The following is a 12946-nucleotide window of genomic DNA, read 5'->3' on the forward strand; positions in this document are numbered from 1 at the left end:
AACGGGTCGGCCGTCGGTGGTCAGGCGCGAAATCTTCAGAAGCCGGAATTTATGGTTAGCAGTCGGTAAACGCGCCGCGCAGGTCACGCTCGTGCCGCTTCAGCATCTCGCGAAGCTGTTGTCGCCCGCGCTTCAGCAGCGACTCCACTGCGGCTACGGTCGTGTCCATCACCTCGGCGATCTCGCCGTTGCTCATGTTCTCGTGATACGAGAGGATCACCGCGACGCGCTGCTGCTCGGGCAGCCGCTGCATCGCGACCTCCAGCAGATTGCCGATTTCATTGCGCTCGATCACAGTGCTCGCATCGAGCTGCGTGTCGGCGACCTCGGGCACGACATCGACATTCTCGGTGCGCGGCTTGCGACGCAGATCGATGCAGCGGTTGCTGACGACGCGATAGAGCCAGGTTGAGAACTTGGCGCGGCCATGCTGCCAGCGGCCGCGATGCGTCCACACCTTCAGCATCGTGTCCTGCACCACGTCTTCGGCGTCTGCGGCGTTGCCGACGATGCGCAGTGCGATCGCGTAGGCGCGATCGACATGACGTTCGACGAGAGCACGAAACGCCGCCTCGTCGCCGGCGGCGAGGCGGTCGAGCAGTTCCTTGTCCTCGTCCTGGATCTCGACGGTGTCGAGCGGGCCTGCATCGGCAACGGTGGGGACGTTGCTCCAGGGAGCAGCCGCTTCGACCGGCGCAGCCGCGGCCGCCGTGGCCTCCACCTCGACCGCTGCCGTCACATCAAGCGCGTAACTCATCCGCCGCTCTCCAACCAACGCCGCTGGCACACATCCCATACGGCTTCTGAGCGTTGAACGGAGGGCTGGAGTAAACCAGGCGAACTTTTTTTGTTATTTTTCAAATGCTTAGCTGGATTATTTTGCCGACTGCCCGGCAAAAGCTGCCGCTGCGCGGAGGCGCAGCCGGCAATTCTACGGAGAATGGAGCAGTCGTTCAGCATCGCCTCGCATGCCCGCGGAAGAATTCGTCGCGTCGGAAAACGCTGTTGTCACATCAACTAACGCCACGCGAACACATGCATGCGCGGAGCATGCGGGTGATCCATCGCCGTTGGTCGCCATCTTGCATTCGATGAATTCGACTAGGCAATTTTTTCCGAATCACTATTTCGACGTTATCGGATTTTTTGAATCTGTCAGTCGCGAAGCGCGCGTTTTCGAATCCCGCATCAACTTTTTTGAATGATCGCGCCTGATTTGTCTCACGCAGGCGTTCAACGCATGAGGACCGGCGGGAATTTTGCGCATGACGATCATGACGGTCGACGCAACGCGTCGAGCGCAGAATATTTCTGCATGTTCATTCGATGTTTTCGATACATTTCTGTTGCGTGCCTGCACGACGCCAGATGGCGTATTTGAAAGGGTTTTTCAGCTTTCGCGCATTGCTGAAAAATTTCCGAGCATGTCCGTCAGTTTCGTTCAGCATCGAATCCAGGCAGAGGCACGCGCGCGCAAGCTGGCGCTGGAGCGCAGCGCCACCACCGAAGTGCGCATCGCCGACATCTACAAGTACTTTCCGTTCAGGTTGTTCGGCCTGAACCGCGATGCGTTGCAGGATCTCGCACGGATCGAATTCGACGCCGAGCTCGAGCTGTGCCGCGTCAATCCGGAAATGCTCGAGCAATATATCGACATGAAGCGCGGCGGTTTTCGCACCGGATTCATCTCCGACACCTATTGGAATACCGACCAGCTCGCGCAGCTGCTGCGGTCCTGCAGCCCCGGACTGACCTGGGATTTCCTCTACGCATCCTGCGATCACGGCAGCAGCAAGAGCGAGGCGCTGTTCGGGGCCTATCTCGCCGAGCAGGGCATCGACGCCGCGAGCTCGTTCCATGTCGGTGACAATCACAACGCGGATATCAAAGGCGCCCGCCGTCACGGCATCCGCCCGCGCTATTATCCGCAGGCCAGCGCGGCGCTGGCATCGAAGCTCCAGCGAGAGACGTCGATCTTCGAACTGCTGTGCCCCGATCAGCCGTCGCGACTCGATTGCGGCGCGCGCACGCTACGGCGCGCGGTGACGGCCCGGAGCGCAGAGCAGTCTCCGGCCTTCAACCTCGGCGTGACCGTGCTCGGCCCTGTCATGGCGGCGTTCGACGCATTCATCGAAGCGCGGCGGACGGCGCTGGCGCGCGAGGGCGCACGCGTTGCGATCGGATTCCTTGGCCGCGACGGTCTGCTGCCCTATCGCGTCTGGCAGGCAAGTCACGACGAAACCGGCGCCTATCTCGAGATCAATCGCCGTGTCAGCCTGGTCGGCTCCGCCGACACGCTCGAACCTCTCAGTGAGCTATTGAGCCGGGTCGTCAAGATCGACGCGCCGACCTTCGTCGATATCGTCAAGGTGCAGCCACCCGCGGTGATGAATTTCTTCGCGCAGTATCCCGACGGCATTGCGAGCGGCCGCGAACTCGCCGACGCGCTGCCCGATCTGATGGATCCGCGCGAAATCACCGATATCGCCGCCGGTATCCGCAGCCGCCTGCTGGCCTACATTCGCGCCAAGATCGCGAATTTCGACGACTGCACCGACCTGATCCTCGTCGACCTCGGCTATTCCGCGAGCGTGCAGAAGTCGCTGCGGCGGATCTTCGATCGCGAAGGCATTCGCACTCGCCTGCACGGCGTCTATCTGCTGACGCTTGACGATGCCTTCGACGACGTCGCCGACGACGACACCGCGGAAGGCCTGATCTCGGATCGCATCGTCACACCGCACGTCAAGCGCATGCTGATCCGCAACGTCGCGTTGCTGGAGCAGCTTTGCTGCTCTGACGAAGGATCGGCGCGCGATTATCGCGGCGGCGAAGTGTTGCGCGAGGGCGATCAGCGTCCGGCCGCCCAGCTGGCGCTGGCAAACGAAGTGCAATCCGGAGCGCTGGCCTATGCATCGCGCGCCCGCGATTTGGCCCCGCGCTACGCATTGCAGCCCGATGCGGACCCCGCTGTTGCGGCACGATGGGCCACCGCCGTGCTCGGACGCCTGCTGCTGCTGCCCGACGATGACGAACTCGTGCTGCTCGGCGGTATCAGGCATGACGTCAACCTCGGCACGCAGGCGCTGGCGCCGCTGCTCGACGCCAACCTCATCAATGACTGCATCATTGCCCGCGGCCTATCCACGGCATGCACTGCACCGGCGCCGCCGATGTGGCTGGCCGGAAGCTTTGCCGCGCTGTCGCCGTCGCACGCCTATCTCTACACGCTGTTCGGCGCCAACCGCCTGCCTGCGAACGTGTTCGGCGAGGCGCAATGCGGCACCTTGCAGGTCGGCCTGTTCGGGCACGACGGCCAGGCAGCGCTCGAACCCGTCAGCGTCTATCACACCGGGCTCGGCGACCTCCGCCTGCGGATTCCGCTGTCGCGGCGCATGGCGGTCGCGACCATTGCACTGCCGCTGGCAAAGCTCACCCGTCACGGAATGCTCCACGGCATCACGGTGCAGTACGGCGAGAGCGCCGCGAAGGCTGCTGAGAGCTCGAACCTGAAGACGGTCGCGGAGGCACGGCTGATCGATGCCGGCCTCGAGAGGCGCGGCCGTCAGTTCCGTGCCGACACCGACGACGGCATGCTGCTGATCCCGGTCGACGGCTTCGAAGCCGATGTTGCGATCTACACGATCGCGCTGACCGCACTCGACCACGACCGCATCCTCGCCGTCGAGGACCGCGACGATAACCGGGCGCCCGCGGCCACGCTGAGCTGGCGCAACGCCAACGATGCGAAAGCGACCAGCGCCGAGTGATTTGTCCGCCTGATCTGGCCGCCCCGCCCGTAGAAGGTTAACGAGGGGTAGCGCGGGCATGACTTCGGCTGACACGGTGCAAGCGGACGGCTTGCAGACGAATTTTGATCAATTGCTGGCGGAGAGCGGCATCCGGATGAGCGCTGCGCAGCGCCGGCGGGTCGCCTGGCTATCCGACCGGCTCGGAGGCGCGACCGTCCATCCGGCTGGTTCCGAGCCGGGGCGCGACCATGGCGTCATCGTCCTCGCCGAACCGCCGAGCGGCCCCGCTGCTGAATTGCTTTACCGGTCGCTCCGCACCGACTGCGCGATCGTTATCCCGTTCGGCGAGAATCCCGCGTTCGATTTCCTGAAGTCCAAGCTGACCGACTTCGGGACGATCGGGCCGAGCTTCGACGGCCCGCACGAGATGTGGTGGGGAGGCCTCAACTGGCGTCCCATCGCACCGGCGGAGGGCGCGCGATCCGACGCAGCGCTGCGCGTGGTCTCGTGCTATCCCCGCGCCCGCGGCGACGATCCTGCCCGCGCGCTCCGGGAGAAGCTGGCTGAATTCGAGATCGCCTGCGACATCGTGCCGATCGACACTGCCGACGGCGAGCACATGCGTCCATCCGAGAAGTCCGGCTTCATGCTGCGAATGTGGGAAGAGCATCGCGAGCCGCTGCTCTTCATCGAGGCCGATGCAACGCTCAGCGAGCCGCCGCTGCTACCGTCATTCCTCGATTGCGACATCGCGCTCCACAAGTGGAACCGGTGGGAGATGTCGGCGCGCACTCTGTATGTCGGTCGTTCCCCGGCCGCCGAGGCGCTGCTGCGCAACTGGCATCACATCGCGACCGCCTATCCCGCGGTCTGGGAGGGCTACCTGCTCGACCAGGCCTGGAGCCTGACCTCGTCGCAGATGGCGCTCGACACCGTCTGGCTGCCGCGCTCGTATCATGCCCCCGCGGAGGACGCCGGCACGCCTCGCCATACGACGATCATCCACAACCTGCCCACCGACAACAGCGATCTCGGACCCGACGCCGAATTCGGCGTCGCGATGCGCCCGGCGCGGCGCGCCAGCCGCAGCGGCGGTCGCGACGCCATGATCGTGGTCAAGTCGCAGGCAGCCTCGAATGACGCGATCACCGTGATCATGCGCGACATCGCGACCAGCGACGCGCGCGAGATGGCTGCCAGTATTGAGGCAATCACCGACGCGTTCGCTGCCGATTGCGGCGGGTTCGGCCGGCTGGAGCTCGCGCTCTGCCCCTGGCAGGACGATATTGGCTCGGCCAAATCGGCCGCCGCCAGCACGAACAACCGGATCATCGAGATTGCGCCGTGGCAGACTTTGCCGGCCGACCTGTTCCGCACCGTGGGCCAATCCCGCGACGCCGGCAGCGTCGTCGTCATGGCCGGGCAACGCGGCTGACATCAGGACAAGAGTAAGAGAAGGATACCGACATCATGAAGACCATCATCCTTCTCACCGGCGTCGCCAGCCAGCAATTCGCGCTCACCGAACTGTTGAAGGCGCACAATCCGGCGCTGTCGTTCCGCTGCGCGGTGACGGCCGAGGACCTCGCGGCGATCGAGCCTGAGGTGTTGCGCGGGGCCCGGCTGCTCGCATTCACCACCAGCGTCATCGTGCCTGAAAGCATTCTGGCGGCGCTTGGCCACGGCGCCTACAATTTTCACCCCGGCCCGCCGCAATATCCCGGCTGGGCGCCGGCGCATTTCGCGCTCTATGACGGCGCCCGCATGTTCGGTGCGACGGCCCATGTGATGGCCGCGCGTGTCGATTCCGGTCCCATCGTCGGGGTCGAGTCCTTCATCGTTCCCGATAAGATCAGCGTGCGCGGGCTCGAGCAGATTGCCTATGTTCGGCTTGCGCATCTTTTCTGGCGGATGTCGCGCGAGCTTGCCCGCGAGCCCTCACCGCTCAGGGAATTGGACATCGCCTGGTGCGGCATCAAGAGCACCAGGCAGATGTACCGCGACATGTGCGAGCTGCCCACCGGCATCAGCCCGGCCGAGCTCGCCCGCCGGATCCGCGCCTTCCACGACGACTTCCGCACGATCCCGTTGACCGTTTCCGTGCACGGTATCCGCTTTCAGCTGGCGACGACCGCCACGCTGGAGCCCGAGGCACCGCAGGTGTTCTCGCCGCCGCTCGCCGCAGCTTCCTAGCGCCGCCAGAAGCTTCCCTGAGAATCGGCGAGCATTTCGTTTAGCAGCGCTTCGGCCCGGTGCAGCAGCGGCTTCGCGCCATTGTCCGATGCAATCGCGATTGCCGCGCGCAGCTGGTTGAGAACCAAATTCGTCTCGTCCGCATTCGTGGCAGGCGATATAGTTGCCTCGCTGAACAGCGCCTCGGCTTCCAGGCCGGAGAAGCCCTGCTGCCGCGCAGTGTTGCGCGCCTCTCTCAACGTGTTCAGCGCAGCCTGCGGATCGCCAAGCCGGCTGACAGCGAGCGCCAGGTAGATCGAGGTTCGCAGCACAATCGAGGTGTAACCGACCGATCTGGCTTCCTCCCGGGCTTCAATAAGCGTCAGCCGCGCTTGATCGAGACGCCCCTGCTCCAGATATGCGATACCGAGATGGCACGCGACAACCGGCACGAAGAGCCGAATTCCATACTTCTGCGTGAGCGCGAAAGCCTCCTCCAGGATATCAGCTGCTCGCGCGGGGTTGCCCTGCCCGAGCATCAGGAAGCCGCCACTGTATCCCGCGGCGACGCGATCAAACGGTCGATTGCTCTCATTGGCGATCGCTGCCGCGCGCTCGTGAAATTCGATACCGCTGTCGATCTCTCCCAGCGTCGTGTGGGTTACGCTCTTCATCATGCAACACAGCAACAGCAGTGTTCTCGGTGTGGTCCCTGGCGGCGCGCTGGCATCCGGCCCGGAAAGGCGGAGGCACGCCTCTCCCAGCATCTGCTCGGCCTCGCGGAACCGGCCGGCGATGAAATAGGCCTGGCCCAGGCTATACTGAGCCAGGTTGAGCCAACCGGGATTGCCCCATTCCCCGGCCAGGCGAGCAACCTCCTCGCCGGTTTCGATTGCCTCTATCGGCGTGCCGTAAAAGTTCTGGGCTCCCGACCTGACCGCCATCGCCGCGACTTTTCGCCCGATATCGTCGACTGCGTTGGCACGTCCCTCCGCATCCCTTCCAAGGTCGAACCATTCGGCGACCTTGCCGGCGCTCATGAACGCCGTGCGCGCCTCGATACGAAGGTCGATCGCATCCGCTTCGCGCGAGCGGGCGAACGGCGTTTTGTCGAGCGCGGCCATTGCGATCTCGAAGTAGTTGATCGCATCGGCAAATGCCGATCGTGCCAGGCTCTTGCGCGCGGCAGTTCTGCCGTAAGCGAAGGCCTTCTGCCAATCCTTCGCCCGCATTGCGTGATAGCAGAGCTTGTTAGGCTCATCGTAGGAACTGCCGTTGTCTTCCAGCGTCGCAAGAATACGGGCATGGACGCTCTCTCGCAGCTTTTCGACCATCGAGTCGTAGGTTACCTGGCGAACCATCTCGTGCGGGAATTCGAGCAAGCTGTCCTGCTCGAGATCGATCCTCACGAGAAACTCGGCGCGATCGAGCGCCGTCAGGCAGCGCTGAAAAGCCTCTTGCGGCAGGCCGGCCACCTCACGCAGCAGGGATTCCGTCGAAGACGGTCCCAACGCCGCCGCAATCTGCAACAGCGAGCGCTCTTCCTTCGATACGCGATCCAGACGCGTGGCGATGACGCCTTGAATGCTGCTCGGAATTCCGAGATCGCCGACCGGGCGCGCGAGCGCCAGGTCGCCCCAATGTCCCCGGAGGACTCCACTGTCCTTGAGGCTGCGACAAACCTCTTCAATGAAGAGAGGTACGCTGGCCGTATGGAGAACGACGCGGCTCTTCAGATCAGCCATGTTCGCGGACGCGCCCAGGATGTCGTCCAGCATCTCGCGTCCCGCATCCTCCCCGAGCGAACGCAACGCCGTGATTTCGGCGTTGCTGCGCGCAACCCAATCCGGAATTCCGTTGGGCCGGCTGGTCAGCAACACCAGCAGGCCGGGTGCCCTCAGCGAAGCGAGTGCAGCCATAACGGTCTCGCTGGCGCGATCAATCCAGTGCAGATCCTCGATGAGGATCACCGCACGCCGGCGGACGACCAGGCCTTCGACAATCGCACAGCATGCTTCGCTGATCGCACGGCCGCGCGCGTGCGGCTCCAGCTCGCCCCATTCCGAATCCGATATCGGTCGGTCAAGCACCGCGTCGATGGCCGAACGTTGAATCCCTGTCAGATTCGCCAGGCTGTCCGTGTCCGTTGAGGCTCCCTCCAGGATCGAGAGCATCAGTGCCTTGAGCGTGCTGAACGGCGCGCCTTGAAGGTTCGGGCTGCATTCGGCATGGATCGGCAGCCAACCCTCCCGGGTGAGTTGGTCAACGAACTCATGCACCAGCCGCGATTTCCCGATGCCGGGATCGCCAACCAAGAGTGCCGTTTGCCGGTTGGGGTCAGCGTCGCGCGCCAACTGCCTGAGCAGCGCCGTTTCCTTCGACCGGTTGACGAATCGCGCAACGCTTCGGGCCCTGCGTACCCGCCAGCTGGAGACATCCGTTGCGCTTGCAACGCGGTAGATGGGTAAGGGCTCGCTAAATCCCTTGAGCTGCCTCCGACCCAGATATTCAAACTGCACGTTGCCTTCGGCAAGGTTCTGGCAGGCCTCGGACGCGTAGATCTGGTTCGGTTCGGCGACCGCCTCAAGCCGTGCCGCAAGGTGCTGCGCGGCCCCCCCGATCTCGTAAACCTTGGAGTACTCGCTCGCGACCATGTAGGCGACCACGCGCCCCGAATGGAGCCCGACCCGAACCTGGAGCCCCGGGTCGCCCAAACCCGCGACTCGTCGGACCAACTCGATCGCCGCATGGCAGGCGAGCGGCGCATGGTTGTCGTCAGCGACCGGCGCGCCAAATACCGCGGCGAGCCCATCGCCGAGCTCCTTGCTGACGATGCCGCCAAACTGGCGTACGGCGCCTCGCATCGCGATCAGGGCCGGCTCCAGGCGCGAGACGGCCGCTTCGGGGTCCAAATCCGCGACGAGCCCCGTCGAGTCGACCACGTCGGCGCGAAGGATCGTCACAAATCGTTGTTCGCTATCGGGGTCCACGCGCTTAGCTACAGCAGCACCGCATTTGGCGCACCAATTGTCGTCCGCTCCGATCGTCGACTGGCATGCAAAGCAAAGCATTCCCCTGCTCTCAAAGGCTACTGCGGTATCGCCGGCTCCCCCGGTGAGCAGCCTAGAGTAGAGATTACCCATCGGGACATGCTTATCAATCCGGACGTGCAGCCCGCCCGCATCCGCGCCAATCCGGGAAGTTGTTGAACTGGACGAGATACAGTCTTGAGTGGTAGGTCGAAGCACGACCGAAATCGGACGGCGGAACTGGAGCTGCAAGACCTATTCGTTCGACGTACCAGCGTTGCATAACTTGCGTATAGCCAGAGCAATCCAAAGTTGCAATGAAAGGGCAATCTTATGGGCGGAAGAGTATTCAACAATCAGCAATTTAAAGATCACATCAACGCGCACTACTATCCTTTGCAGAACATGATCAAGAGCGTCGCAATACTTAAGGCGTCGGATCACATCGACATCGAGACGCTGGAATATGGCCAGTACCAGCCGATCCTGTCGCCCCGGGACCAGTGGCCGGGCGGAAGCGGCAAGCGGTGGCAGCGGGAGATGGGCAAGGCGCGGCTGGATCTCGCCACGCAGGCAAGCACTGCAGCCCTCTCCAAGGACGAGCCCGGTGTCGTTCCGCTAACGAAATGCGCCCTGCTGGATGCCAGCGTGCGCAAGTGCTTCAACTCCGAACCCCCGATCCCGATCAAGATTGACGTCAAGGAGCAGGACAAGAACGCGCCGAACGCCGATCGGCACGACATCCTGCTGGTCTGGGAACATGCAAATGGCGACGATCAGCCCCCGACGCTTCTCCTGTTGACGATGGTCTGCCCGGCCTGATCCGGGCACGGGCCGCGCGTCGCTCGCTCGGGCGTATCGAGCCCGAGCGACGACCGCCGCAAGCGAGGCCTGCGCTCGCCAATGCCCGAAGGACGTTCAGGAGCCTGGCGTCCATTTCCAGACGATGTCGGACACATTGATCGGCCGCGGAATCAGCCCGATGGCCTTGAAGCGATCGGCAATCGCCTGCTGGCTCCTGACAATCTCCGCATCGACCGGCACCACCTGGTAATTCGAGCGCGCGACGAAGCGCCTGATGGCCTCGATGTCGACGCCGGTCGCCTCGGCCTGCGCCCGAGCCACCTCCTCGCGATGATCGGCAGCCCATTTGCCTTCGGCCGCGAAAATGGAATTCAGCTTCGCGACGGTGGACGGATACTTTGCCACAAAGTCCGACCCCGCGATGTAGAACGCATTCGGCTTGTGCACGTCCTTGTCGAAGGCGATCACACGCACCTTGTCCTTGATCTCCGCCAAGGCGAGGTAAGGATCCCAGATCGACCACGCGTCGACGATGCCCCGGGAGAAGGCGACGGTAGCGTCCGCCGGCGCCAGTGGTGTCGGCGTGATGTCGCTCCAGGAAAGGCCGGCCTTGTCGAGCGCCGCAACGAGCAGGTTGTGCGCACTCGAGCCCTTGCCGAACGCGACGCGCTTGCCCTTGAGGTCGGCGAGCGTTTTGATCGGGGAGTCCGCCGGCACGATGATCGCCTGGGTGTTGCCGTCAGACGTCACCGCCGCCACGTACGTGACCTTGGCCGCGCCGGCTTGTGCGAAGATCGGCGGCGTGTCGCCGACGAAACCGAAATCGACGCTGCCGACATTGATCGCCTCGAGCAGCGGCGGCCCGAACTGAAAGTCGATCCACTTCACCTCGATGCCGAGCGGCTTGAACGCGTCCTCGACGGTGTGACGCTGGCGGACGGCCGGAAACAAGCCGCCCTTTTGCGTGCCGATGCGAATCTCGGTCGGCTTGTCTTCGGCGTGGGCCGGCGCGACCGCAAATGCGGACAATGCCAGCGCGGCTGCAAGGATGGTGCGTCTCGTATTCATGATTGCCCTTTCATGGCGTGCTGGAGATCGATGACGACTTGGCGCGGACCTGGCGGCGCTGCAAAAGCGCCCTCACCGCGCGCTCCGCCGCGCGCGCGGAACCGAAATAGTCGCCGTCGAGACCGTCGAAGGCGCGGTCAGACGAGAAGAAGCAGAAGCCACGGCTGTCGCCGACGACGATCCCCGCGGTTCGATCCGAGACTTCGATGACGTAGGCTTGCGGTTGAGGGCTTTGGGCTTGGGAGATCTGGGCTTGGGACATGCGTGCTCACGCGCCGAAGACGGCGCTCCTGTCTGACTGTCGGGTGCTCTGGATTATGAAGCGATCAACAACAGACGCCGGTCGCCGCCGAGACACAGCGATGCTGCATGCGGCGTCGCATGTCGCACATCAAGCTGCGGTGGTTATGTCTCATTGCGGTGACCTTGAACGACGCGGATACGCATCAATATCCGACCGAACCGCACCGCGGTCAATGAAATGACTGACCAAAGATCGTGGCCCGGCGCGATGCCTTATTCGCGGCGGGTGGAAAAACAGCACAGTTTTGGTGACGTCGGACGCGGCCGGCCTGAACTGGCGGAAAGTGGCCGGCCACCGTGTCCCGGTGCCCGGCCACGATCGCTCAGGGCAGGATCGGCGGATGATAGGTGAAGGTCGCCATCAGGATCGCCGCCAGCAGCATCACGATCGGGAAGTGGATGAAGAACTGTACCGACGTATAGCCGATCAGATCCTTCGACTTCAGGCCGAGGATGCCGAGCAGCGGCAGCATCCAGAACGGATTGATGAAGTTCGGCAGCGTTTCGGCGATGTTGTAGACCATCACGGTCCAGCCGAGATGCGCACCGATGTCGTTGGCCGCCTTCATGATATAGGGCGCCTCGATGATCCACTTGCCGCCGGCCGACGGCACGAAGAAGCCGAGCAGCGCGGAGTAGATTCCGACCAGGAACGAGAACACGGTCGAGTTGCTGGAGGCGCCGACGAACCAGTGCGCGATGGTGTCCGATAGCGTGGTGCCGCTGCTGTTCGGCACCTTGGTCAGGATCTGCGCGATGCCGGCATAGAACGGAAACTGCAGCAGTACGCCGGAGACGCTCGGCATCGCCTTGGAGAACGACTCGATCAGGCTGCGCGGCCGCCAGTGCAGCACGATACCGAGAATGAGGAAGACGAAATTGTAGGTGTTGAGTCCGGACAGCGTGATCAGCGGGTTACCCGACTGGAAGGTCTGCCACAGCCAGCCGGCGGCAAGCAGCGCGATCAGGATCGTCAGCAGCGGACTGAACTCGAGCCAGTCGCCCGGACGCGCCGGCTTCCTCGGCTCGATGCGATCATCGCCGAGCGCGACGTCGAGATCTTCCGCCGTCTTCGCCTGTTCGGGCGCGGGCGTCGTGAAATAGCAGATCGCGGCCGAGACGACCGTCACCATCACCACGGTGACCATGTTCTGCCAGGTCAGGATGGTCTCCGAGAAGCCGATCACGCCGGTGATCGGCAGCAGCGACGCCGGAATGCTGCCGGCGTTGGCCTGGAGCTGCGCGGCCGATGACGTGATGCCGAGGGTGAAGCCGCAGCCGAGCCCGAGATAACCGGCCGCGCCGGCGGCCCGATAGTCGAGCCTGATGTCGGTGCGTCGCGCGATCTCCCGCACCAGCAGGCCGGAGAAGATCAGGCTGAGGCCCCAGTTCAGCAGCGAGAGGACAATGCTGAGCACGCCGACGAAGACCACCGCGCCGCGTCCGGTCTTCGGCACGCTCGCGAGCCGCGCCAGCACGGCCGCCACCGGCGGCGACATCGCCACGACATAGCCGCCGATCGCGACCAGCGCCATCTGCATCGTGAAGGGAATCAGATTCCAGAACCCGTCGCCAAAGGCGCGGCTGACGGCGAGCGGCGAACCGCCATGCAGGATCGCGCCCGCGGCAACCGCAATCACGGCGATCAGGACGAAGACATACGCATCCGGAAACCAGCGCTCCGCGAACGCCACCAGAGCCTGCGAAAATCGCGCCATGATGTTATCCGCGACGGGCTTCCGCAGGCTCAAGGTCTGGTCGTGCGTTGCATTCGTCATCAATCTGATCCCCTTCCGGTGATGCGGTTGGCCGTCAATC

Annotated in this window: 9 protein-coding genes; 4 read left to right on the forward strand and 5 right to left on the reverse strand. The window is 63.7% G+C overall.

Going from position 1 to position 12946, the window contains the following annotated elements; translation table 11 throughout:
- Positions 1-55 precede the first annotated feature (55 nt).
- The gene (locus JQ507_23660) at positions 56-757 is read right to left on the reverse strand and encodes an RNA polymerase sigma factor (GenBank protein ID QRI67937.1); all 702 of its coding nucleotides are present in this window, start codon (positions 755-757) and stop codon (positions 56-58) included.
- 508 nt (positions 758-1265) lie between these two features.
- Here JQ507_23660 and JQ507_23665 point away from each other — a divergent pair.
- From JQ507_23665 to JQ507_23675, 3 genes are read left to right on the forward strand one after another with little or no spacing between them, the layout of a single operon-like run.
- On the forward strand, positions 1266-3770 hold the full coding sequence (locus JQ507_23665; protein ID QRI67938.1) for a hypothetical protein: 2505 nt from the start codon (positions 1266-1268) through the stop codon (positions 3768-3770).
- 58 nt (positions 3771-3828) lie between these two features.
- Positions 3829-5187, forward strand: coding sequence for a hypothetical protein (locus JQ507_23670; protein ID QRI67939.1), 1359 nt, complete (start codon positions 3829-3831; stop codon positions 5185-5187).
- A 32-nt stretch (positions 5188-5219) separates the two neighbouring features.
- Positions 5220-5945, forward strand: a complete 726-nt coding sequence (locus JQ507_23675) for a methionyl-tRNA formyltransferase (protein ID QRI73480.1) — start codon at positions 5220-5222, stop codon at positions 5943-5945.
- Here JQ507_23675 and JQ507_23680 read toward each other — a convergent pair.
- Positions 5942-8995, reverse strand: a complete 3054-nt coding sequence (locus JQ507_23680; GenBank protein ID QRI73481.1) for an AAA family ATPase — start codon at positions 8993-8995, stop codon at positions 5942-5944. The genes JQ507_23675 and JQ507_23680 overlap by 4 nt on opposite strands.
- Positions 8996-9286: 291 nt before the next feature.
- On the opposite strand from JQ507_23680, the gene JQ507_23685 reads away from it, so the two are divergent.
- A complete protein-coding gene (locus JQ507_23685; protein ID QRI67940.1) occupies positions 9287-9775 on the forward strand; it encodes a hypothetical protein in 489 nt (162 codons plus the stop codon).
- 96 nt (positions 9776-9871) lie between these two features.
- On the opposite strand, the gene JQ507_23690 is transcribed toward JQ507_23685, so the two are convergent.
- The 3 genes from JQ507_23690 to JQ507_23700 form a co-directional block, all read right to left on the reverse strand.
- Complete coding sequence (locus JQ507_23690; protein ID QRI67941.1) at positions 9872-10825, reverse strand: aliphatic sulfonate ABC transporter substrate-binding protein; 954 nt, start codon at positions 10823-10825, stop codon at positions 9872-9874.
- A gap of 10 nt (positions 10826-10835) precedes the next feature.
- Positions 10836-11087, reverse strand: coding sequence for a hypothetical protein (locus JQ507_23695; GenBank protein ID QRI67942.1), 252 nt, complete (start codon positions 11085-11087; stop codon positions 10836-10838).
- 364 nt (positions 11088-11451) lie between these two features.
- The gene (locus tag JQ507_23700; GenBank protein ID QRI67943.1) at positions 11452-12906 is read right to left on the reverse strand and encodes a short-chain fatty acid transporter; all 1455 of its coding nucleotides are present in this window, start codon (positions 12904-12906) and stop codon (positions 11452-11454) included.
- Between the last annotated feature and the right edge of the window lie 40 nt (positions 12907-12946).

This window comes from Bradyrhizobium sp. PSBB068 (assembly GCA_016839165.1).
GTDB lineage: Bacteria > Pseudomonadota > Alphaproteobacteria > Rhizobiales > Xanthobacteraceae > Bradyrhizobium.